Source organism: Aromatoleum diolicum (genome assembly GCF_012910955.1).
Taxonomy (GTDB): Bacteria; Pseudomonadota; Gammaproteobacteria; order Burkholderiales; family Rhodocyclaceae; genus Aromatoleum; species Aromatoleum diolicum.
On record NZ_WTVQ01000004.1, the window covers coordinates 1 to 22,472 of the forward strand.

Consider the following 22,472-nt stretch of genomic DNA (forward strand, 5'->3'; position numbering starts at 1 on the left):
CGTCGTGGCGGCGCTTGCGGACAGCATTTACGTCGTGATCGTCGGTCGCGTGCTGCAGGGGGCGGGGGCGATCTCCGCGGCGGTGACGGCACTTGCGGCCGACCTGACTCGCGACCAGCATCGCACCAAGGTGATGGCCATGATCGGCTCCAGCATCGGTCTGGTGTTCGCGGCCTCGATGGTTGCGGCGCCGCTACTGTATGCCGCGATCGGCATGGGGGGCATCTTCTGGCTGACGGCCGGTCTGGCATTCGCGGCGATCGGCGTGGTGGTGTATGTGGTGCCGGTGGCGCCGCCCGTGCCGCGTGCAAAAGGCGGGCGATTTGCCGATGTGCTGCGCAATGGGCAATTGATGCGGCTCAACGTCGGCGTATTTGTGCTGCATCTGATCCAGACGGCGATGTGGGTGCTGGTGCCGGCTGCACTGGTCGCGGGCGGCAATCTGCCGTTGCCCGAGCACTGGAAGGTGTATCTGCCGGCAGTGATCGTGTCGTTTGCCGTGATGGTGCCGGCGGTGATTGCGGCCGAGCGGCGCAACAAAATGAAGGCGGTGTTCAATGGCGCGATTGGGCTGCTGCTGGTCGTGCAGATCGGCCTGTATGCCTTCGGCCAGAGTGTCGTCGCATTGACGCTGTGGCTGACGCTGTTCTTTGTCGCTTTCAACGTGCTTGAAGCGATCCTGCCGTCGTGGATCTCGAAGATCGCGCCGGCTCACGCCAAGGGTACGGCGCTGGGTATCTACAACACCCTGCAGTCGGTGGGCCTGTTTCTCGGCGGCATGCTCGGTGGCTGGATCGCCCAGAATTTCGGCAGTGCGGCGGTGAATCTTGTCTGCGCATTGCTTGCTTTGACCTGGCTGCTGCTTGCAGCCTCCATGAACCCGCCCGCCCGCCGTGTCACGCCGGCCGCGGCGGCGCACTAATCTGATACCCGAGGAGAACCGGATGGCTTCCCTGAACAAAGTTATTCTGATCGGCAATCTGGGCAAGGACCCGGAAACCCGTTACGCGCCCAGCGGTGATGCGATCTGCAACCTTACGATCGCCACCAGCGAGACCTGGAAAGACAAGGCGACTGGCGAGAAGAAGGAACAGACGGAGTGGCATCGTGTCGTGTTCTTCGGCCGGCTGGCAGAGATCGCCGCGCAATACCTGCGCAAGGGCAGCCAGGTGTACGTCGAAGGGCGTCTGCAGACGCGCAAGTGGCAGGACAAGGACGGGCAGGACCGCTATACGACCGAGATCCGTGCCGACGAGATGAAGATGCTCGGCTCGCGCCAAGGGGCGGGCGGCGGTGATGCGCCGATGCGCCAGTATGAGGGTGGTGGTGGCTACGATGCAGCGCCGGCACAGGCGCAGGCCCCGGCGCGGCAGGCGCCGCAGCAGCCGGCCGCGCCGAAGGCTCCGAGTCAGTCGGGCGGTGGTTTCGGGGATTTTGACGACGACATCCCGTTCTGACGCGCAGCTAAGGTCGCAGATGTAGAGTAAAGGCCCGCCGCTGTGCGGGCTTTTCATTTGGCGGGAGTCCTCGGCGCTCTACACGCGACGTGTGTGCAGTGCGCGTTGCATTCGCTGTAGTGCTTCGTTCAGCAGCGCGCGTGGGCAGCCGAAATTAAGGCGCACGAAACCGGGCATGCTGAAGGGCGTGCCGTCGGACAGGCCCACGCCGGCAGTCTCGAAAAACTTCACCGGCTCGTCGAGGCCCGCGTCGCGGCAGTCGATCCATGCGAGGTAGGTCGCTTCGGGCGGGGTGGCACAGAGTCCAGGCATGGTGGCGACGGCGTCGATCACCAGATCGCGGTTGTGGCGCAGGTAATCGAGCAGCGCCGCACGCCAGGGGCCGCCGTCGCGGTAGGCGGCTTCGGTGGCGACCATGCCGAGCACGTTGGGGTGCGGCACGATGCCGCGCATCGCGTGACGAAAGCGCTGGCGCAGTTTGCGGTCGGGGATGATCGCGAAGGCGCAGTACAGCGCGGGGATGTTCCAGGTTTTCGACGGGGCCATCAGCGTGATGCTGCGGCGGGCTGTCGACGCGTCGAGTGCGGCGATCGGGATGTGCGGCGTGGCGGGATCGAGCACCAGTCCGCAGTGGATTTCGTCCGAGCAGATGGCGAGGTCGTGGCGTGCCGCGAGTCCGGCGATCCACTCGAGTTCATCGCGGTCAAATACGCGACCGACCGGGTTGTGCGGGTTGCACAGCATCAGCAGGCGGGTGCGCGGGCTTATCGCGGCCTCGACGGCGCTGCGGTTCCAGCCCCAGCGTCCGTCGGCAAGTGTCAGCGGGTGGGTGACGAGGCGGCGTTCGCTGTTGGCGGGGGCGGTGAGGAACGGCGGATAGACCGGCGTGGCGGTGAATACTTCGTCGCCGGCTTCGCCGGTGGCGCGGCAAGCGAGGTTGAAGCCGGTGACGACGCCGGGCAGCCACACCAGCCAGTCCGCTCCGATGTGCCACGCATGGTCGCGGGCGACGCCTTCGACGACCGCGTCGATGAGTCCGGGCCAGGCATCGGTATAGCCGAATACGCCGTGGTCGATGCGCCGGTGCAGGGCGTCGATCACCGCCGGCGGGGCGGCGAAGTCCATGTCGGCGACCCACAGCGGCAGGACATCAAGACCTGCATAGCGCCCCCACTTCTCGCCGGGCATGAGGCTGCGATCGGGGACCTTGTCGAAGTCGAATGAAGCGTGGGGCATGCGTCAATTCCTTGTTGTTGCCGTGTGCAAGTTCGGTGGCCTAGCCGGGCGATATTGACGTGCGAGGGATACAATTAACAAAAATTACTCGCTCCTGTCGGAGGAACACAATCGTGCAACACCTGACCGCCCACCCGGACGGAATTCTCGCGGTGGACTCCGGTTATTGCCGGCCCGGATTGGCGGCGATCCATCTCATCATCCATCACGGCCGTGCGGCGGTGGTGGACACCGGCACCAATGCGTCGGCGCCGCAGGTGCTGGCGGCACTGGCTGCAGCGGGCATCGCACCGGAACAGGTGCTGTGGGTGATTCTGACGCACATCCATCTGGATCATGCCGGCGGCGCGGGCAGCCTGATGTGCGCGTTTCCCAATGCAATGCTGGTGGTTCATCCGCGCGGTGTACGCCATATGATCGACCCCGCAAAACTGTGGGAGGGGACTTCCGCAGTGTACGGTGCCGAACGCGCTTTCGCGCTGTATGGCCGGCTTGCCCCGGTTGCGGCGGAGCGCATCGTCGAGGCAAACGAGGGGCTTGAGCTGGATCTGGCGGGTCGTCGCTTGCGCATTCTGGAGACCCCAGGGCATGCGAAACACCATATCTGTATCTGGGATGAAACGGCGCGGGCGTTCTTTACCGGGGATGTCTTCGGTCTGTCATATCGGGAGCTGGATGTCGAAGGCCGTGCTTTCGTGTTTCCGACGACGACGCCGACACAATTCGATCCGGACGCGCTGCACGCGTCGATCGACCGCCTGATGAGTTTCCATCCCGAAGCGATGTATCTCACGCATTACAGCCGCGTCACCGAGGTCGAGCGCCTGGCGGCCGACCTGCACCGGCTGATCGATACGCAGGTCGCCGTGGCGCGTGCCGCGCGCGGCGACGGTGTGGCGCGGCATGTCGAGATCCTTGCCGGATTGGAGCAAATCGTGCGCGAAGAGGCGGAGCGTCAGGGCTGGTGCCTGACTGAGGATGAGATATTCGAGGTGCTGCGTACGGACCTTGAGCTCAATGCGCAGGGGCTGGGGATCTGGCTGGATGACTGCGCGCTGCGTGAACTGACGTCGGCCTGAGCCCGCCTGGGCGTACCACTGGGGGGCTGTGCGGGCGTCATTGTGTCGGCGCGGGCTCCGGTTGCGCATTGAGTGCCTGATACTTTTCGCGCGCGACGATGTCGCCCTGCTGCGCCGCCTGGAGATACCAGTGGGCCGCTTGCTGCACGTCGGCTGCGACGCCGTCGCCGGCCTCGTACATGGATCCGATGATGTACTGCGCGCCGACATGGCCGCTGCGTGCGGCGGCGAGGTACCAGCGTGCCGCCGCTGCGTAGTCGCGTGCAACGCCCTGGCCGACGAAGTACATCGAAGCCAGGCTGATTTGGGCTTCGGTGTGGCCTTGTTCGGCGGCGCGGCGATACCATTCGGCTGCAGTCGGCAGTGATTTTTTTACGCCGTTGCCATGGTCATAAAGCAGGGCCAGATTGAATTGCGCCTGCGACAGGCCGGCGGTGGCCGCACGTCGCAGCCAACGCCACGCGGCATCGGGTTCCGCGTCGGTGGTTTCCTTGCGATACAGCATCATTGCGAGATTGAATTGCGCGAGGCGATTGCCAGCGCGCGCAGCGCGCTCGAACAGGCGTGCGGCTTCGTCGAGGCGGCCCGCCTCATAGGCTCCGACCGCATTTTCCGCGAGCACTGCAGGGGGCGTGCTTTCCGCCCGGACGGGGGTGATGACGGCCAACAGTCCAACGCAGAGTAAGGCTCGGTAAGCCGTGCGGCGCATTGTGGATCCTCCCTTCGCACCGTTGGAGCGAAGGTGCGCGGCGGAGTTCAGCGGGCCCGCGCTGCGGTAACATCCAGCCTTCTTCATATTGCTGCGGATTCCATGTCCGGCCTGAGCATCGAAACCACTGCCGACGTCGACCGCGAGCGGCGTTTTGGCGGCATCGCCCGTCTGTACGGCGCGGCGGCGCCGACCCGGCTCGAGCGTGCGCACGCGTGCGTGATCGGCGTTGGCGGCGTCGGCTCGTGGATTGCCGAAGCGCTTGCGCGCAGTGGTGTCGGGCAGATCACGCTGATCGACCTCGACCACGTCGCCGAGTCCAACATCAATCGCCAGATCCATGCCCTCGATCCGACACTCGGGCAGGCCAAGGTGCTCGCGATGGCCGAGCGCATCCGCGCAATCAATCCGCATGCACACGTCGCGACCGTCGAGGACTTCGTCACGCCCGACAACGCTGATGAATTGCTGCGGGATTTCGACGTCGTTGTCGATGCGATCGACAACGTGCGGGCGAAAGTGGCGATCGTGCTGGTGTGCAAGCGACGTCGCATTCCGCTGATTGTCGCCGGCGGAGCGGGTGGCAAGACCGATCCGGCGAAGATCCGCGTCGATGACCTGTCACGAACCGAGCAGGATCCGTTGCTCGCGAAGGTGCGCAAGCGGCTGCGCGCCGAACATGGCTTCCCGCGCAATCCGAAACGCCCGTTCGGTATCGAGGCGGTGTACTCGTGCGAGCCGCTGCGCCTCGACGACCTCGCCTGCGATCTGCCGCACGGGCCGCAGGGGCTCGCCTGCGCGGGTTACGGGTCGAGCGTGGCGGTGACGGCGAGCGTCGGCATGTTCGCGGCGGCGCGTGCGATCGAACGTCTGCTCGCGGCGCCGGTCGACGCGAGTCCTGATCCTGTCGAGACGCAAGCATGAATGATAAAAACGCCGTGGTGCTGTTTGGACATGGGGCGCGCGACCCCGAGTGGGCGCGGCCGATGCAGCGCACGCGCGAGCGCCTGCTGGCCCTGGCGCCGGACCTGCAGGTCGAACTCGCCTTCCTCGAATTCATGCAGCCGACGCTCGAAGGCGTGATCGACAAGCTGACGACACAGGGGGTGCGGCGGATAGCCGTGGTGCCAATGTTCATCGCGCAAGGCGGCCACCTCAAGAGCGACGTGCCGAAGCTGGTCGCCGAGGCGCGCGCGCGCCATCCCGAATGCGAGATCGTACAGGCGCTTGCGGTGGGGGAAGCCGACAGCGTAATCGCGGCCATGGCTGCGTACGCGCACCGCTGTGTCACCGCCCCCTTAACCTGAGGAGTGAGCATTCCGGGGTGTTGACTTGCATGAATATTAGAATAAACTGATATTCATGTGTAAATATTCCATCATCCGATTCGTGTTGCCATCGCTCGCGCTGGCACTTGCCGGCATGGCGCAGGCACAGGTGCCGACCCAGCGCGTCGAGGCGCGTGCGGTCGCATTGACGCATCCGGCAGAGGCCACGCTCGAAGCCGTACATCAGGCGACGCTGGCGGCGCAGGTGCCGGGGCGCATCGTCGCATTGAACGTCGATGCGGGCGATCGCGTGGTGAAAGGCGACGTGCTGCTGCGTATCGATGCGGCCGAAGCCAGCCAGGCAGTCGCCGGTGCTGAAGCCGGGGTCGCGCAGGCGCAGGCCAATCAGATCAATGCGAAGGCGGCCTACGAGCGCACGCGCAGTCTTGTCGAACGCAAGTTTGTCAGCCGGTCGGCGCTCGATCAGGCGAAGGCGGCCTTCGATGCGGCCGAGGCGCAGCTGCGCGCGGCGCGTGCGGGGCGTGGTCAGGCAGCGACGGCGCAGGGCTATACGACGATCCTCGCGCCGATGACCGGGCTGGTCGCGGCGCGCCATGTCGAGCAAGGCGAGATGGCCCAGCCGGGCCGGCAGCTGGTCACGGTGTATGACCCGGCTGCGATGCGTGCGGTGGTCGACGTGCCGCAGCAGCGCCTCGGTGGACTTGCCGACGGGCAGCTGAAGGCTCGCATCGAGTTGCCGGAGTCCGGCCGCTGGTTCGACGCGGCGGGCGTCACGGTGCTGCCGGCGGCCGATCCGCGTACCCACACCGTGCGCGTGCGCGTCGATCTGCCGGCGAATGCCGAAGGGCTGGTGCCGGGCATGTTCGCGCGCGTGCATTTCACCACCGGCGAAGGCTCGCGCATCGCAGTGCCGGCCACGGCCATCCTGCGTCGTGGCGAAATCACCGGCGTGTATGTCGCCGACGGCAAGGGGGGCTTCGGTCTGCGCCAGATCCGTGCCGGCGAACCGCTCGCCGACGGCAGCGTCGAGGTGCTCGCAGGGCTCGGCGGTGGCGAGGACATTGCGCTCGATCCGGTGCAGGCGGGCATCGCGGCCCGGGCTGCCCGGACCGCGGCCGCGGCCGCGCGCTGACGGGGGCGATCATGAGCACTCCGCTAGGCATCTCCGGCCGCATCGCCGGCGCCTTCCAGCGCAACGCGCTGACCCCGCTGCTGGCGCTGATCCTGCTTTTGCTGGGGGTGTTCGCGACGCTGATCACGCCCAAGGAGGAAGAGCCGCAGATCGACGTGACGATGGCGAACGTGCTGGTGCCCTTCCCGGGCGCGTCGGCGCGCGACGTCGAGGCGCTGGTCGCGCGGCCGGCCGAGCAGGTGTTGTCGCGCATGGCCGGCGTCGAGCACGTGTACTCGGTGTCGCGCCCCGGCATGGCGGTGATCACGGTGCAGTTCGAGGTCGGCGTGCCGAACCAGGACGCGCTGGTCAAGCTGTACGACACGATCCACTCCAACAAGGACTGGCTGAGCCCGCAACTGGGCGTCGGCGAACCCATCGTCAAGCCGAAGGGCATCGACGACGTGCCGATCGTCAGCCTGACCTTCTGGACCGCCGACCCCGAGCGCGCCGGCTTCGACATGCAGCAGGTGTCGCGCGCGGTCGAACTGGAGCTGAAACGAGTTGACGGCACGCGCGACGTGACGACCATCGGCGGTCCCGGTCACGTGGTCCGCGTGCTGATGGACACGCAGCGCATGAACGCGCATGGCGTGACCGCGCAGGACACGCGCGCGGCGCTGCAGCTCGCGAACGCGTCGCAGCCGGCCGGCAACCTCGTCGCCGGCAACCGCGAGGTGCTGGTGCAGACCGGCACCTACCTGGAGTCGGCGGATGACGTGCGCAGTCTCGTCGTCGGCGTCGCCGGCGGCAAGCCGGTGTTCATGCGCGACGTCGCGCGCGTCGAGGATGGCCCCGATCAGCCTTCGCAGTACGTGTGGTTCGGCACCGGCGCGGCCGCAGCGCAGGCGGGGATTGCGGAAGCCGGCGTGTTCCCGGCGGTGACGCTGGCAATCTCGAAGAAGCCCGGTGCGAACGCCGCCGATGTCGCCAACAATGTTGTCGCGCGTGCCGAGGCATTGCGGGGCGAGATCATTCCCGATGGCGTCGAGTTCACGGTCACGCGCAACTACGGCAAGACCGCCAATGACAAGGCGAACACCCTGATCGGCAAGCTCGTGTTCGCGACCGCCGCGGTGGTGCTGCTGGTGTTCTTCGCGCTCGGCGCGCGCGAGGCGCTGATCGTCGGCGTCGCCGTTGGCCTGACGCTCGCAGCGACGCTGTTCGCGTCCTGGGCGTGGGGTTTCACGCTGAACCGGGTGAGTCTCTTCGCGCTGATCTTTTCCATCGGCATCCTCGTCGATGACGCGATCGTCGTCGTCGAGAACATCCACCGCTGGCACACCCTGGAGCCGGACACGCAACTGTGGCAGCTGATCCCGCGCGCCGTCGATGAGGTCGGCGGGCCGACGATCCTGGCAACCTTTACGGTGATCGCGGCGCTATTGCCGATGGCCTTCGTCACCGGGCTGATGGGGCCCTACATGAGCCCGATCCCGATCAACGCGTCGATGGGCATGTTCATCTCGCTCGCGGTCGCCTTCGTCGTCACGCCGTGGCTCGCGCAGAAGCTGCTGAAGTCGGTCGATGCGCACCACCACGAGGGCGAGGATAAGCTCACCGCCAGGCTCGACCGCGTCTTCCGCAAGACGATGACGCCAATGCTCGACCCGCTGAAGGGCGGTCGCGCGCGGCTCAAGCTGTGGCTCGCGGTGCTGGTGCTGATTGTCGTGTCGGTGGCGCTCCCGGCCGTGCAACTGGTCGTGATGAAGATGCTGCCCTTCGACAACAAGAGCGAGTTCCAGGTCGTGCTCGACATGCCGGTGGGCACGCCCGTCGAGGAGACGGCGCGCGTGCTGCGCGCGATCGGCGAGCATCTCGGCGGCGTTGCGGAAGTCAGCGACTGGCAGGCGTATGCGGGGACGGCGAGCCCGATCAACTTCAACGGCCTGGTGCGCCAGTACTACCTGAGAAGTGCGCCCGAGATGGGTGATGTCCAGGTGAATCTCGTCGACAAGGCGCATCGTGAGCGCAAGAGCCACGAGATCGCGGTGTCGGTGCGCGACGAAGTCACGCGCATCGCGCTGGCGGCTGGCGGCAACGCCAAGGTCGTCGAGGTGCCGCCGGGGCCGCCGGTGCTCTCGCCGATCGTCGCCGAAGTGTATGGGCCGGACTACGCCGGGCAGGTTGCCGTCGCGGCCAAGGTGCGTACGGCCTTCGAGGGCACGGCGGACATCGTCGGCGTCGATGACACCGTCGATGAGGCGGCGCCGAAACTCCTGCTGCGCGTCGATCAGGCGAAGGCGGCGAGGATGGGGGTCGCGCAGGCCGACATCGTCGAGGTGGTGCGCCTGGGCCTGTCGGGCGAGGACGTCACGCCGATTCACGGCGGCGACAACAAGTACGAGATCCCGGTGCGCATCCAGTTGCCGCCGGAGCGTCAGTCGAGCGTCGACGCCCTCCTCGCGCTGAAGGTGCGCGCGCGCGACGGCACGCTGGTGTCGGTGTCGGAGCTGGTGCGTGTGCAGGAGACCGCGCGCGAACAGGTGATCTACCGCAAGGATCTGCTGCCGGTGGTGTATGTGACCGGCGACATGGGTGGGCGGCTCGACTCACCGCTGTATGGCATGTTCGACATCCGATCGCAGATCAATGGTATGCCGCTCGACGGTGCGGCGGGGCTTGCTGGCACGCTCGGCGAGTGGTTCATCCGCCAGCCCACCGACCCCTACGCCGGCTACAGCGTGAAGTGGGACGGCGAATGGCAAGTCACATACGAAACTTTTCGCGACATGGGCGCGGCCTATGCGGTTGGGCTGATCCTGATCTACCTGCTGGTGGTCGCGCAGTTCCGCAGCTATCTCGCGCCGCTGATCATCATGGCGCCGATTCCGCTGACGATCATCGGCGTGATGCCCGGCCACGCGCTACTCGGCGCGCAATTCACCGCGACCTCGATGATCGGCATGATCGCGCTCGCCGGCATCATCGTGCGCAACTCGATCCTGCTCGTCGATTTCGTCAACCAGCAGGTACGTGCCGGCATGGAGCTGGGCGAGGCGGTGATCCGCGCCGCCGCGGTGCGCGCCAAGCCGATCGGCCTCACCGCACTCGCCGCGATGATCGGCGCGCTGTTCATCCTCGACGACCCGATCTTCAACGGGCTCGCGATCAGCCTGATCTTCGGCATCTTCGTATCCACCGTGCTGACGCTCGTCGTCATTCCGGTGCTGTATTTCGCCGCGATGCGCAACCGCGTCGCGCAACTCAAGGGAGAAACACCATGAACCTGACCGTCAACCAGTTCGTCCGCATCTTTGCCGGCGCCTTCGTGCTGATCTCGCTCGCGCTCGGAGTCGAGGGTTCGCCGCTGTTCGTCAGCAAGAACTTCCTGTGGTTTACCGTCTTCGTCGGCGCGAACCTGTTCCAGAGTGGTTTCACACGCTTCTGCCCGCTGGAAATCTTCCTGCGCAAGGCTGGCGTTCCGGACGGCCCCGCCTGCCATTGATACGCGGAACGCGCCTGCGGCGGGACAGGCCAAGAAAGGATTCGGATTTCGCGATGCCGTAAGGCTACAATCAGGCCGTTACCGACCTCTCAGTCTGCATGCAGCCTCATGAACGATCGCGTATCCCACATCGAACGGCGGCTTGACCGTCGCATTCCGCTTGGTTGCCCGGCAAGCATCCGGCTGCAGAGCGGCGAAACGATTCCGGCCGAATGCATCGAAATCAGCGTCGGCGGCATGACGCTGCGCGCCGCTTACGTACCGGGCCAGTTGGAGGTGCTCGAAGTCGCGGTCGCCTCGCCTGCCGGCCAGGTGTCCCGCCCGCCGCTGGTGACACGGCTCGAAGTCAAGCGCTGCCACTCAGTCGGGCAAGGGATATACGAGATCGGCGGCACCACCGTTCGCGTGGTTGGCTGAAGCGCCCGTCATCCCTTGGCGGGTTCAGGCGCGCGATTCGCGCCGCAGCATCAGGGCGATCGCGCCCACGGCGATCAGCGTCAGCGTCACCAGCGACCAGTTCGCAATCGACAGGCCGAGGAAACTCCAGTCGACCTTGGTGCAGTCGCCCGACCCCTGAAAAATCATCGGCAATGCATCGGCCAGCGGAAAGCTGCCGAGCATGAACTCCAGGTCCGGGCCGCATTCGGCCACTTCCGGCGGGTAGATCTGGATCCAGCTCTGGCGAGCCGCGATGCCGCCACCTGTCAGCGCAGCCAGCAGGGTCAGACCGGCGTAAACCCGCGTGCCTGTTCGACCCGGATTGTGCAGTCCGCCGACCAGCGCGGTGACGGCGATGGCGATGAAGGCGTAGCGCTGCATGATGCACATCGGGCAGGGGTCGAGCCCGACGTAGTGCTGCAGGTACAGGCCGAATCCCAGCAAGCCGACGCAGACGGCGGACAGGCTCAGGAACAGGACGCGAGGTGACAGGGTGGATGGATTCATCATCGAGTTGAGCGTGTGAACGAGGCGCGATTGTAGGGCAGTCAGGCGGGTTCGTCGCCGCCAGGACGGAAAAGTTCAGCGGCGCGGGGCGATTTTCCGGTGCATGCTCACGGCATCGCCGTGGGGGTGGCGCCTGATCTGGCTGCCGGACCCGATTTGCGTGATCGAGTCGTGCGTAGTGATCCACGACGCGCAGGCTGAATTGCTGCAATTGGAGCAATAGTGTTATGCGTGAGTGCGGCTTTTATTGGCAACAATTAATCGCCTAAAGTTGCCCCATCGACAAGCCAACACCACGGAGAACGTCATGAACATCCTGCAGATCAATTCCAGTGCCCGTAGCGAAGGTTCCAACTCCACCCGACTCGCCGGCACGATCGTCGAGCGCCTGCGCGCCGAAAACGCCGGCGCAAGCGTGGTGGTTCGCGACCTCGCCCGCAACCCGCATCCGGTGCTCGACGAAGCCGCACTCGGCGCCTTGTTCACCCCGGCCGAACAGCGCACGCCGGAACAGGCAGCGCGCGTGGCCCTCGACGACGCCCTGATCGCCGAGATCCAGGCCGCCGACGCGGTGGTGATCGGCGTGCCGATGTACAACTTCGGCGTACCGGCGCAGTTGAAGAACTGGATCGACGCGATCGCTCGCGCCAAGGTCACTTTCCAATATACGGCGAACGGGCCGGAAGGGCTGCTCAAGGGCAAGACGGTGTACGTCGCCTTCGCTCGTGGCGGTCGCTACCGTGACACCACGCTGGATTCGCAGGTGCCCTACCTAACGGCCGTCTTCAGCTTCCTCGGCATGACCGACGTGCGTTTCGCCTTCGCCGAGGGCTTGGCGATGGGGCCGGACGCGGAACAACAGGCCTTTGCCGAAGCCCAACGCGATATCGAGGCGGCGTTCGCCTGAACGGCATCGCCGCGACCCTAATAGTGATGCGGCGCCCGCCCCGGGCCTCAGTCCGGGCGCGGGTGGTGATGCCGCCTTTGCCCGAACCGAGGAGGATTGCTCCATGTCCGTCGAACGACTCGCCCTACAAGCCGAATGCGTTACCCAGCCCCGCAACGTCGAGCGTCTGGTCGCCGGTCAGGCCACCTCCGACGGTGCGGGGGTCAAGCTTACGCGTGTGCTGACCCAGCCGCTGCAGCGCCGGCTCGACCCCTTCCTGATGCTCGATGCCTTCGGCAGCAGCGATCCTGGCGACTACCTCGCGGGTTTTCCGGATCATCCGCACCGCGGCTTCGAGACCATCACATACATGATCGCCGGACGCATGCGTCATCGCGACAGCGCCGGTCACGAAGGCCTGCTCGAGAACGGCGGCGTGCAGTGGATGACGGCCGGGCGCGGCGTCATCCATTCCGAGATGCCCGAGCAGGAGGACGGCGTGATGGAAGGCTTCCAGCTGTGGCTGAACCTGCCGGCGCGCGACAAGATGTGTGCGCCCTGGTATCGCGATTTCGCCGCGGCGGAGCTGCCGTCCTTTATGACCGACGACGGCGTGCAGGCGACGGTGATTGCCGGTGAAAGCCACGGTGTCACGGGTGCGGTGACGCGCGACGCGACGGCACCGCTGTATCTCGACGTCCATCTGCCGGCAGGCGCACGCTTCGAACAGGCGCTGCCGGCGGGGCACAACGCGTTTGTGTACGTGTATCGCGGCAAGGTCGAGGTGTCCGGCACGAGCGTCACCGAACAGCGCATGGCGATCCTTGCCAGCAGCGCGACGGCTGATGGCGTCGTGATCGAAGCAGGCGACGCGCCGGCACGCGTGCTGCTGGTCGCCGGCCGCCCGCTCGGCGAGCCGATCGCACAGTACGGCCCGTTCGTCATGAACACCCAGGCCGAATTGCAGACAGCGGTGATGGATTTCCGCGAAGGGCGATTTGCCGGCGGAGCGTGACGAAAAGGGGGGCGCGAGCAAGCCCCCGCCCGCCGTACGCCGTGTCCTTGCAGGAGCGGCTTCAGGCGCGAATTTCCTTGCTCACCCTGACCGCGCCTACGGGATGCCTTGACGCGGCGATCAATCTTCCTTGGCGAGCCGGACCAGCGCCGCGACCTGGTCCCGCACCGGTTGCGGGACGGCGACCTCGCCGGCTAGCATCGCGCGGATCAGCGCGGCATTTTCCGTGACCGCGGGTGCGTCCGGTACGCTCTCGAGCGGCGGTGCGCCGCCTTCCTCGGCCGGCCACGCGAGTTCCGCGACGCCGTCCCGGAATACCTGCATCGCAGGACGGCGGCGCGGATTCGCGTAGGCCTCCCCCTCGGTGCCGCGCATCAATAGCGCGCGGCCGCCGTCGGCGACGAGGAACTCGTGCATGCGTTCGAGGTACTCCGGGTGGGTCACGGCGACCACGCGTACACTGCGGCCGGCGCACGGGTCGATCAGCTTCGCCATCGTGTGGCCACTGCCGCGCACGCCCAGGCGCAGGCGCAGGCTCAGCAGGCGATCCATGCCCGGCAGCAGTTCGTCGAGGCGCAGGCAGGCGATGCGCCGCTCCGTCAAGGTGCGATGGGCCTCGCCGACACCGAGGGCCGGATGGATGTCGTGCGCCGCGAGCAGTTCGAACGGACTTACGCGCGACTCGAAATCGTGCCTTCCCTGGATGAGGACGGGCACGCCTTCGCGCGCGAGCAGCATGGCTACCAGCGGCATCAGGTTGGCCTGGCGGCGCGCGCCGTTGTAGGTCGGCAGGATCACGCAGCGCGGCCCTGGCGGCACCGCCACCTGCGGGCAGCGTGCGTCGATCGCGCGCTTGAAGCCGAGCAACTCGTCGCGCGACTCGCTCTTGATGCGCAGCGAAATGACGATCGCGCCGAGTTCGAGGTCTGGCACCTTGCCATCCAGAATGTCGCCAAACAGATGCTCCGCCTGGGCCGCGTCGAGGTCGCGCGCGCCCTTGGCGCCGCGGCCGATTTCCTTGATGATGGGGGCGTAGGTCATGGCGCGATTATGCGTCGCCATGTGCGTTCCAGCCACAGGAGAATCGATCATGGAAGTCGGATTCATCGGACTCGGTCTGATGGGGCGCCCGATGGCGCTGAATCTGTTGCGTGCAGGTCATCAGGTGCATGTGTGGAGTCGTCGGCGCGAATCGATGCAGCCGCTGCTCGACGCCGGCGCGGGGGATTGCGCGAGCGCAGCCGACCTTGCGGCGCACGCCGAAGTCGTCATCAGCATGGTCGCCGATGCGCCGGACGTCGAACACGTCGCGCTCGGGCCGAATGGCGTTGCCGACGGCGCACGGCCGGGCCTGATCTTCGTCGACATGAGCACCATCGCGCCGGCGGCGGCGCAGGCGATCGCGGCGAAACTCAAGGCGCGAGGTATCGAGATGCTCGACGCGCCGGTGTCCGGCGGCGAGGTCGGTGCGATCAACGCGAACCTGACGATCATGGTCGGCGGCGATGCCGCGGCCTTCGAGCGCGCCAAGCCGCTGTTCGCAGCAATGGGCAAGACCGTGTCGCTGATCGGCGCGAGCGGCGCCGGCCAGGTCGCCAAGGCGTGCAACCAGATCCTCACCGGGGTTGGCGTCGCGGCGGTGGCCGAGGCGCTAAATTTCGCGCGCAAGAGCGGCGTCGATGCCGGAAAGGTGCGCGAAGCGCTGCTCGGCGGCTTTGCCTACTCGCGCGTGCTGGAAAATCACGGCCAGCGCATGCTAGACCGCAACTTCAAGCCCGGTTTCAAGGCGTGGATGCACCAGAAGGACATGCGTATCGTCATGGAGGAGGCGCACCGGCTGGGGCTGGCGCTGCCGTCGTCGGCGGCCACCGCGCAGATGTTCAACGCAATGGTCGGCAGCGGACTCGGCGAGGACGACTCGATCGCGATGCTCAAGTTGTTGGAACGCATGAGCGGCGGGGAGGAGCAGGGCTGATGGAGGTCGGATTCGTCGGTCTGGGGGCGATGGGGCGTCCGATGGCGCAGCACCTGCAGCGCGCGGGCCATCGCCTGCACCTGTGGGCGCGGCGCCCGGAGAGCGTCGTGCCGTTCGCCGGCAGTGGCGCGGTGGTGCATGCGACGCCGGCCACGCTGGCCGCGGCGACCGAGGTGGCGTTCACGATCATCACGACCAGTGCGGATGTCGAACGCGTTGCGCTCGGCGAGGGTGGCTTCATCGAAGGGGCGCACCCCGGCTGGGTGCATGTCGACATGAGTACCATCGCGCCGGACTGCACACGCCGCATCGCCGCGACGCTCGCCGGGTACGGCGCGGCGATGCTCGATGCGCCGGTGTCGGGCGGATCGACCGCGGCCGAGGCGGGGACGGTGGCGATGATGGTCGGTGGCGACGCGGCCGTGCTCGAGCGCGTGCGTCCGCTGCTGGAATGCTTTGCACGCGCAATCGTGCACGTCGGCGACAACGGTGCCGGCGAGGTGGCCAAGGCCTGCAACCAGATGATCATGGTGGCGGCGATCCAGGCCTGCGCCGAAGCGATGCATCTGGCCCGGGCGCACGGCGTCGATCTCGCCGCGGTGCGCAGCGCGCTGATGGGAGGATCGGGGGCGTCGCGCGTGCTGGAGGTGATGGGCGATCGGATGGTGCGCCGTGACTTCGCCGCCGGCGTCGAGGCGCGCCTGCATCACAAGGATTTCGGCATCCTGATGGACGAGGCGGTGAAGCTTGGCGTGCCGCTGCCGATCGCCGCGCAGGTGTGGCAGCAGTTGAATGCGCTGATGGCGAGCGGTAGCGGGCGCGACGACACTTCCAGCTTGCTGCGCGTGCTGGAGGTGAGCGTCGCAAAGCGGGACTAACGCGCCTGCGGCTTGCCGTACCAGCGGAAGCGTTCGACCACTTCGGCCATTTCCGCGTCCGACAGCAGCACCGGCTCGCCGAGCTGGCGGGTGCGCCAGTACTGCTCGCACAGCGTCTCGAATTCGATTGCCAGCGCCAGCGCGTTGGCGAGGTTGCGGCCGAACACCAGCATGCCGTGGTTGGCCATCAGGCACGCGGAGCGGTCTTCCATCGCCGCGAGGATGTTGTCCGAGAGTGCCTGTGTGCCGAAGGTCGCGTAATCCGCGCAGCGCACCGTGTTGCCGCCGAAGCGCGCGATCATGTAGTGGAAGGGCGGGATCTCCAGCCGCTGGCAGGCGAGCGCGGTGGCGAAGGGCGCGTGCGCGTGCAGGATCGCCCCGGACTCGGGGCGTCGCGAGTACAGGTCGTGGTGGAAGCGCCATTCGCTTGACGGGGCGAGACGGCCGGTCGGCGTGCCGTCGGAGCTTACGGCAACCATGTCGTCGGCGCAGCAGGCGTCCGGTGGCATGCCGCTGGGCGTGATCAGCATGCCGTCGGCCGTGCGCACGCTGACGTTGCCGGCCGTGCCGGTATTGAGCCGCGCGATGCTCATCGCGCGCGCGGTCGCGAGCAGTTCCTCGCGCCGTTGCGCTTCGGGGGGGGCGGAGTCCGTCATGCCTGCGCTTCCGGGTACAGGTCGCGCAGCCGTGCCGGCTCGCAGATGCCGCGCTCGGTGATGATGCCGCTGATGCAGCGTGCGGGCGTCACGTCGAACGCCGGGTTTGCCGCGGCAGTGGATTCCGGAGCAAGGCGCAGGCTGCGTACCGCGCCGTCGTCGGCAAGCCCCAGCACGGTGCACACTTCGCCGGCGCCACGGTCTTCGATCGGGATCGCGGCGCCGTCCGCGCACGCGAAATCGACTGTCGAGAACGGCGCCGCGATGTAGAAGGGCACGCCGTGTTCGCGCGCTGCGAGTGCCTTCAGATAGGTGCCGACCTTGTTCGCTGCATCGCCGTTGGCGGCGACGCGGTCGGCGCCGGTGATCACGACGTCGACGTCGCCGCGCGCGATCAGGATGCCGGCGGCGTTGTCGGCGATCAGGCGCAGCGGCACGCGCGCTTCGCGCAGTTCCCACGCGGTGAGCAGGCCCTGGTTGCGCGGGCGCGTCTCGCTGACCCAGACCTCGACCGGCAGACCGCGCGCCTGCGCTTCATACACCGGGGCCAGCGCGGTACCGGCGCCACAGGTCGCGAGCCAGCCGGCGTTGCAGTGGGTCATCACGCGCAGCGGCCGGTCGAGCCCCGTGGCAAGGCGTTCGAGGATGGCGTAGCCATGTCGGCCGATCGCGGCGCACATTTCGGCATCATTCCGGCGGATCGCTTCGGCCTCGCGCCACGCGGCGTCGAGCCGATCTGCCGGAGCGAGGGGACGCAGGCGCCCGGCCATGCGGCCCAGGGCCCAGTGCAGGTTGACCGCGGTGGGGCGGGTGGCGGCGAGGGCCGTCAGCGCGTGTTCGAGTTGCGCGTCGCTGGCGTCGGCGACGAGCGCGATCGCGACGCCGAAGGCCGCGGTGGCGCCGATCAGCGGGGCGCCGCGCACCTGCATCGCGTGGATCGCGGTGGCGACTTCGTCGAGTGTCGTCAGGCGTCGCACTTCGCAGCGGTGCGGAAGGAGGGTTTGGTCGAGGATGACGGCGGTGTTGCCGTCGCGTTTGATCGTGGGGATGGGCTGGGTAAACATCGGGCTATTTTACCTGCCCGGCGGACGAATGCGCCGCCACGGGTCAGCCGCCGTGGTGGTCCATGATCTGGAGATTGGTGATCGGCGGGCGCTCTGCGAGAATGCCTTGATCGCCAGAACGCCTCTGTGAAACCATGCCCCATTTTCCTTCACCGATCGAATCCCGCCTGCCGAACGTCGGTACGACGATCTTCACCGTGATGTCGCGCCTGGCGCAGGAGTGCGGTGCGATCAACCTGTCGCAGGGCTTTCCCGACTTCAACGCGGAAGACGTGTTGTTCGAGCGCGTCGCACACTGGATGCGCAGCGGCCACAACCAGTACGCGCCGATGGGCGGCGTGGCGCCGCTGCGCGAGGCGATCGCGCGCAAGGTGTCCGGCCTGTACGGCACCGACTTCGATCCCGAGACCGAGATCACGGTGACCGCGGGCGCGACGCAGGCGCTATTCACGGCGGTTGCGGCGCTGGTGCATCCCGGCGACGAGGTGATCGTGTTCGAGCCGGTGTACGACTCCTACGCGCCGGCTATCGAGCTGCAGGGCGGGCGCGTCGTGCGCATGCAGCTTGCGGCGCCCGAATACCGGCCCGACTGGGATGCCGTCGCGGCCGTGATCACGCCGCGTACGCGCATGATCATGATCAACAGCCCGCACAACCCGACCGCGACCGTGTGGTCGTCCGAGGACATGGCGCGGCTCGCGGCGCTGACACGCGGCACCGGTATCGTCATCGTCTCGGACGAGGTCTATGAGCACATCGTGTTCGACGGCCTGCGGCACGAGAGCTGTGCGCAATATCCGGAGTTGGCGGCGCGCAGTGTCGTCGTGTCGAGCTTCGGCAAGACCTATCACATCACCGGCTGGAAAGTGGGCTACGTCGTCGCGCCGCGCGAACTGATGGCGGAGTTCCGCAAGGTGCACCAATTCAACGTTTTTACGGTGAATACACCGGTGCAGCTGGCGCTGGCCGACTACATGGGCGATGCGTCGCGCCACGAGCGGCTCGCCGCGTTCTACCAAGGCAAGCGCGACTACTTCCGCGATGCGCTGGCCGGCTCGCGCTTCGAACTGCTGCCCTCGAGCGGGACGTATTTCCAGCTCGCACGCTATGGCGCAATCTCCGGGGAAGCGGATAGCACCTTCGTGCAGCGCCTCACGCGTGACACCGGTGTTGCGGCGATTCCCGTGTCGGCGTTCTTCGCCGACGGGCGCGATGAGCGCGTGATCCGCTTTTGTTTCGCGAAAAACGAAGCGACGCTCGCGGCAGCGTGCGAGAAGCTGCGGCGGGTATGAAACGGGGTGCGTGCTAAACTCATCGGGCTGATATTCGGGTTACATCCTGCATCGTGCGCAATCTGCTGATCTTCATCCTTGTTCTTGTCGGTATCTGGTGGGTGCGTCGCGCCCTGAGCCGGATCGGTCGCGGTGATTCAAAGGCCGGCGGCAGCGGGCGCCCGCGCGCGCTCGCAGAACCCGAACGCATGCTCGGATGTGAGCACTGCGGCCTGCATGTTCCTGAAAGCGAAGGCGTGCGCGATGGCGATGCCTTCTTCTGCTGCGACGAACATCGGCGCCTGGGTGCGCGGCACTAGAGACGCGCGTCCGATGCGCGCCACGGCAGCAGATGGATTCGACGCGACACGCTGGGTGCCGCTGCGCTACCTGAATTTTTTCCGCCTGATCATCGCCGGCTTCTTCCTCGTCGCCGGCCTCGAGCTCAATCTCGGAAGCGATGCGCCGAAGGTCTTTAACGGTGCGGCCCTGGCGTACGTCGGCGCGGTGCTGGCGCTCGGCTTTCCCGACGCAGCACGCCGGTTCGGCATCGACCGCCTGATAAGCCTGCAGGTCATCATCGACATCGTCCTGCTGACCCTCATCATGTGGGCCAGCGGTGGCTACCGCAGTGGCATGCCGGTGCTGATGATGGTGATCCTTGCCGGCGCCGGCCTGGTGGCGCAGGGACGGATGGTGCTGTTCTATGCTGCATTGGCGACGGTGGCGGTGCTCGCGGAAAACGTCTGGCGTTACTTCAGCGGTGGTACGCCGGGGGATTTCCTGCAGGTCGGCATCGTCTGCATCGGCTTTTTCGGCATTGCGATCACCGCGCACCTGCTGGCGCTGCGCGCCCGGACCAACGAATCACTGGCCGTGTCGCGTGGCGAGGCGCTTGCCACGCAACAGGCGGTCAATGAACGCATCATCCGCGACATGCAGGACGGCGTGCTGGTGCTCGGCGCCGATGGCATCGTGCGCCAGGCGAACCCGCGCGCTGCCGAACTGCTCGGGGTGTATCAACTCGAAGGCCTGCGCCTGGCCGATCTCGACGAGGAATTCGCCGATGTGCATGGTCTGTGTGGCGGCCCGGAAGGCAGCCTGCGTCGTCTGGGTCCGGCCGGCAAACTGTTGCGTTGCCGCGCGCTGGGCGCGCTCGATGATGATGCGAACGAGACCGGGCACGGGGCAGGCGGTGAGACATTGATCTATCTCACCGACTTTGAAGAGATCCAGACACACGTCCAGCAACTCAAGCTTGCCGCGCTGGGGCGCCTCACCGCCAGCATGGCGCACGAAATCCGCAACCCGCTGTCGGCCGTCACCCAGGCGGCGGAACTGCTGACCGAGGAAAAGCGCGGCGAAGTGCAGACGCGCCTGATACGCATCATCAATGACAACGCGCGTCGCATCGAACGCATGATTCGCGACGTGCTCGCGCTCGGGCGGCGCGAGGAAGCGCTGCCGGAAGCCTTGCCGCTCGCGTCCTTCGTGTCCAGTCTGATCGATGAATTCGCCCTCGCCAGCGGGGCCGAGCGCGAGATCTATTGCGCCGACATCCCGCACGAGGCGACCTTCGCCATTGATCGCGCGCACCTGCACCAGATTCTCGACAACCTCATCGGCAACGCCCGACGCTACTGCTCGGGCAAGCCCGGGTCCGTGCGTGTTTTCGTGTCCGCCGAAGGCATTGGCCGGATTGCGCTGCACGTGCTCGATGACGGTCCGGGTATCGTCGAGTCCGAGCGCGGGCGCGTGTTCGAACCCTTCTTCACCACTCATCCCAAAGGAACCGGCCTCGGGCTGTATATCGCCCGCGAACTGGCCGAAGCCAATGGCGCGTCGCTCGAATTGCGCGACAATGCCCCCGGCGCCCATTTCGTGCTCACCGGACGGAGTCAGCCATGATTAGATCCGAACGCCGTAATCGTCCCGTCGGCGCCGACGTACTGGTGGTCGACGATGAAGAGGACATCCGCGAGGTGCTCGAACTCTCGCTGCTGCGCATGGGGCTCGCGTGCGACACCGCCGGCACCGTCGCCGACGCGCGGCGTCTGCTCGGCGACAAGACCTACCGCCTGTGTCTCACCGACATGCGTCTGCCGGATGGCGACGGGCTGGAACTCGTCGCGCATATCCAGGCCCACATCCCCGGCCTGCCGGTCGCTGTCATCACCGCCTTTGGCAGCATCGAAACCGCGATCCGCGCGCTCAAGTGCGGCGCGTTCGACTTTGTCACCAAGCCGGTCGAACTCAAGGCGCTGCGCGAACTCGTCAGTCACGCCCTCAACCTGCAAACAGCGCCGGCCACGCCGGGGGGGGCAGGCGGGCGCAGTCTCATCGGCTCTTCCGCTGCGCTTGAACACCTGCGCGCACAGATCGCCAAGCTCGCACGCAACCAGGCGCCGGTGTTCATCCAGGGCGAATCCGGCACCGGCAAGGAAGTCATTGCGCGCCTCATTCACGAACTCGGCCCGCGCGCCGCGGCTCCCTTCGTGCCGGTCAACTGCGGTGCGATCTCGCCGGAATTGATGGAAAGCGAGTTCTTCGGTCACCGCAAGGGCAGCTTCACCGGCGCGGTGTTCGACAAGGACGGCCTGTTCCAAGCGGCACGCGGCGGCACTCTGTTTCTCGACGAAGTCGCCGACCTGCCGCTGGCGATGCAGGTCAAGCTGCTGCGTGCGATCCAGGAACGCGCCGTGCGCCCGGTCGGCGCGCATGCCGAGGAATCGGTCGACGTGCGCATCCTGTCCGCCTCGCACCGCGACCTCGCGCAACTCGTCGCCGACGGCAAGTTCCGCCAGGATCTTTACTTCCGCATCAACGTCATTACGCTGCGCGTGCCGCCACTGCGCGAACGCCCCGAAGACGTTCCCGACCTCGCCAATCACATTCTCGCCCGTCTCGCCGAACGCGAAGGCGGCACCCCCCGCCGTCTTACCGCCGGCGCGATCGCTGCGCTCCGGCAGCATGCCTTCCCAGGCAACGTGCGCGAGCTGGAGAACCTGCTCGAACGCGCCTGCGCGTTGTGCGACGGAGACGAGATCACCGCTGACGACATCAACCTGCATCCGACCGAAGGCATCGCGCAGCCGTTTCCGCCGTTCGCTTCGGGCAACCCCCTGCACGACCACGACCGTGGCGAACACGACCCGGACATTGACAGCGACGACGAACGCATCCGCGTGCTGCGCATGCTCGACGACACCCGCTGGAACCGCTCCGAAGCCGCGCGGCGGCTGGGCATGACGCTCCGGCAGTTGCGTTACCGGCTGGAGAAGTGGGGCATGGAGTGAGGCGGTCGTCGCGGTCCCGAACTATGGTCGGGTTCGAAGCTATCCACCAATCCCGCCCCCTCTTGATCCATGCCCGGGAACACGATCTTTTCCGCTT

General features: G+C 66.8%; 23 protein-coding genes. 17 read left to right on the top strand and 6 right to left on the bottom strand.

Translation table 11 applies throughout. The annotated features are described in order from the left end of the window. Together GPA25_RS03225 and ssb are read left to right on the top strand one after the other, a co-directional pair. Positions 1 to 922, top strand: a 922-nt coding sequence (locus GPA25_RS03225; protein ID WP_169258924.1) for an MFS transporter, incomplete at its 5' end; no start/stop codon positions are given. A 22-nt stretch (positions 923 to 944) separates the two neighbouring features. After that, entirely contained in the window at positions 945 to 1,457 is a 513-nt protein-coding gene (ssb, locus tag GPA25_RS03230; RefSeq protein WP_169258925.1) for a single-stranded DNA-binding protein, read from the top strand. Positions 1,458 to 1,535: 78 nt separating this feature from the next. On the opposite strand, the gene GPA25_RS03235 is transcribed toward ssb, so the two are convergent. After that, positions 1,536 to 2,693 carry a MalY/PatB family protein gene (locus GPA25_RS03235; protein ID WP_169258926.1) on the bottom strand — a complete coding sequence of 386 codons (1,158 nt, stop codon included), beginning with the start codon at positions 2,691 to 2,693 and terminating at the stop codon, positions 1,536 to 1,538. Between the two features lie 113 nt (positions 2,694 to 2,806). Here GPA25_RS03235 and GPA25_RS03240 point away from each other — a divergent pair, with 113 nt between their 5' ends. Next, positions 2,807 to 3,772: an MBL fold metallo-hydrolase gene (locus GPA25_RS03240; RefSeq protein ID WP_169258927.1), complete on the top strand. Its 966-nt coding sequence runs from the start codon at positions 2,807 to 2,809 to the stop codon at positions 3,770 to 3,772. Positions 3,773 to 3,809: 37 nt separating this feature from the next. Here GPA25_RS03240 and GPA25_RS03245 read toward each other — a convergent pair whose 3' ends face one another. Next, positions 3,810 to 4,439, bottom strand: a complete 630-nt coding sequence (locus tag GPA25_RS03245) for a tetratricopeptide repeat protein (RefSeq protein ID WP_246265298.1) — start codon at positions 4,437 to 4,439, stop codon at positions 3,810 to 3,812. A gap of 144 nt (positions 4,440 to 4,583) precedes the next feature. On the opposite strand from GPA25_RS03245, the gene GPA25_RS03250 reads away from it, so the two are divergent. The 6 genes from GPA25_RS03250 to GPA25_RS03275 all read left to right on the top strand — a co-directional run bounded on the left by GPA25_RS03250 (position 4,584) and on the right by GPA25_RS03275 (position 10,806). Beyond that, complete coding sequence (locus tag GPA25_RS03250) at positions 4,584 to 5,405, top strand: tRNA threonylcarbamoyladenosine dehydratase (RefSeq protein ID WP_169258929.1); 822 nt, start codon at positions 4,584 to 4,586, stop codon at positions 5,403 to 5,405. After that, a complete protein-coding gene (locus tag GPA25_RS03255; RefSeq protein ID WP_169258930.1) occupies positions 5,402 to 5,788 on the top strand; it encodes a sirohydrochlorin chelatase in 387 nt (128 codons plus the stop codon). The genes GPA25_RS03250 and GPA25_RS03255 overlap by 4 nt, the downstream gene beginning before the upstream one ends. 55 nt (positions 5,789 to 5,843) lie before the next feature. Next, the gene (locus tag GPA25_RS03260; protein WP_169258931.1) at positions 5,844 to 6,902 is read left to right on the top strand and encodes an efflux RND transporter periplasmic adaptor subunit; all 1,059 of its coding nucleotides are present in this window, start codon (positions 5,844 to 5,846) and stop codon (positions 6,900 to 6,902) included. An 11-nt stretch (positions 6,903 to 6,913) separates the two neighbouring features. Continuing rightward, entirely contained in the window at positions 6,914 to 10,168 is a 3,255-nt protein-coding gene (locus tag GPA25_RS03265) for an efflux RND transporter permease subunit (RefSeq protein ID WP_169258932.1), read from the top strand. Then, positions 10,165 to 10,389, top strand: a complete 225-nt coding sequence (locus GPA25_RS03270; protein WP_211162927.1) for a YgaP family membrane protein — start codon at positions 10,165 to 10,167, stop codon at positions 10,387 to 10,389. Before GPA25_RS03265 ends, GPA25_RS03270 begins: the two co-directional genes overlap by 4 nt. Before the next feature lie 108 nt (positions 10,390 to 10,497). Further along, positions 10,498 to 10,806, top strand: coding sequence for a PilZ domain-containing protein (locus GPA25_RS03275; protein ID WP_169258933.1), 309 nt, complete (start codon positions 10,498 to 10,500; stop codon positions 10,804 to 10,806). Positions 10,807 to 10,830: 24 nt separating this feature from the next. On the opposite strand, the gene GPA25_RS03280 is transcribed toward GPA25_RS03275, so the two are convergent. Beyond that, a complete protein-coding gene (locus GPA25_RS03280) occupies positions 10,831 to 11,337 on the bottom strand; it encodes a disulfide bond formation protein B (RefSeq protein ID WP_169258934.1) in 507 nt (168 codons plus the stop codon). 304 nt (positions 11,338 to 11,641) lie between these two features. Here GPA25_RS03280 and GPA25_RS03285 point away from each other — a divergent pair, with 304 nt between their 5' ends. Next, entirely contained in the window at positions 11,642 to 12,241 is a 600-nt protein-coding gene (locus tag GPA25_RS03285) for an FMN-dependent NADH-azoreductase (protein WP_169258935.1), read from the top strand. A 103-nt stretch (positions 12,242 to 12,344) separates the two neighbouring features. Further along, positions 12,345 to 13,235 carry a pirin family protein gene (locus GPA25_RS03290; protein WP_169258936.1) on the top strand — a complete coding sequence of 297 codons (891 nt, stop codon included), beginning with the start codon at positions 12,345 to 12,347 and terminating at the stop codon, positions 13,233 to 13,235. A 120-nt stretch (positions 13,236 to 13,355) separates the two neighbouring features. On the opposite strand, the gene ybiB is transcribed toward GPA25_RS03290, so the two are convergent. Continuing rightward, positions 13,356 to 14,276, bottom strand: a complete 921-nt coding sequence (ybiB, locus tag GPA25_RS03295) for a DNA-binding protein YbiB (protein WP_169259084.1) — start codon at positions 14,274 to 14,276, stop codon at positions 13,356 to 13,358. A 49-nt stretch (positions 14,277 to 14,325) separates the two neighbouring features. On the opposite strand from ybiB, the gene GPA25_RS03300 reads away from it, so the two are divergent. Further along, positions 14,326 to 15,210 (top strand): 2-hydroxy-3-oxopropionate reductase, encoded by an 885-nt coding sequence (locus GPA25_RS03300; protein WP_169258937.1) that lies wholly within the window; start codon positions 14,326 to 14,328, stop codon positions 15,208 to 15,210. Further along, on the top strand, positions 15,210 to 16,088 hold the full coding sequence (locus GPA25_RS03305; RefSeq protein ID WP_169258938.1) for an NAD(P)-dependent oxidoreductase: 879 nt from the start codon (positions 15,210 to 15,212) through the stop codon (positions 16,086 to 16,088). Before GPA25_RS03300 ends, GPA25_RS03305 begins: the two co-directional genes overlap by 1 nt. Here GPA25_RS03305 and GPA25_RS03310 read toward each other — a convergent pair. Beyond that, the gene (locus tag GPA25_RS03310; RefSeq protein WP_169258939.1) at positions 16,085 to 16,744 is read right to left on the bottom strand and encodes a class II aldolase/adducin family protein; all 660 of its coding nucleotides are present in this window, start codon (positions 16,742 to 16,744) and stop codon (positions 16,085 to 16,087) included. The genes GPA25_RS03305 and GPA25_RS03310 overlap by 4 nt on opposite strands. Beyond that, the gene (gene mtnA / locus GPA25_RS03315) at positions 16,741 to 17,808 is read right to left on the bottom strand and encodes an S-methyl-5-thioribose-1-phosphate isomerase (RefSeq protein WP_169258940.1); all 1,068 of its coding nucleotides are present in this window, start codon (positions 17,806 to 17,808) and stop codon (positions 16,741 to 16,743) included. Before mtnA ends, GPA25_RS03310 begins: the two co-directional genes overlap by 4 nt. A gap of 134 nt (positions 17,809 to 17,942) precedes the next feature. On the opposite strand from mtnA, the gene GPA25_RS03320 reads away from it, so the two are divergent. The 4 genes from GPA25_RS03320 (at position 17,943) to GPA25_RS03335 (ending at position 22,375) form a co-directional block, all read left to right on the top strand. Then, positions 17,943 to 19,100: a pyridoxal phosphate-dependent aminotransferase gene (locus GPA25_RS03320; RefSeq protein WP_169258941.1), complete on the top strand. Its 1,158-nt coding sequence runs from the start codon at positions 17,943 to 17,945 to the stop codon at positions 19,098 to 19,100. Positions 19,101 to 19,201: 101 nt separating this feature from the next. Further along, positions 19,202 to 19,399 (top strand): PP0621 family protein, encoded by a 198-nt coding sequence (locus tag GPA25_RS24175; RefSeq protein WP_343034827.1) that lies wholly within the window; start codon positions 19,202 to 19,204, stop codon positions 19,397 to 19,399. A 13-nt stretch (positions 19,400 to 19,412) separates the two neighbouring features. Then, positions 19,413 to 20,987, top strand: a complete 1,575-nt coding sequence (locus GPA25_RS03330) for a sensor histidine kinase (protein WP_169259085.1) — start codon at positions 19,413 to 19,415, stop codon at positions 20,985 to 20,987. Next, the gene (locus GPA25_RS03335) at positions 20,984 to 22,375 is read left to right on the top strand and encodes a sigma-54-dependent transcriptional regulator (protein ID WP_169258943.1); all 1,392 of its coding nucleotides are present in this window, start codon (positions 20,984 to 20,986) and stop codon (positions 22,373 to 22,375) included. The genes GPA25_RS03330 and GPA25_RS03335 overlap by 4 nt, the downstream gene beginning before the upstream one ends. The last annotated feature ends 97 nt before the right edge of the window (positions 22,376 to 22,472 follow it).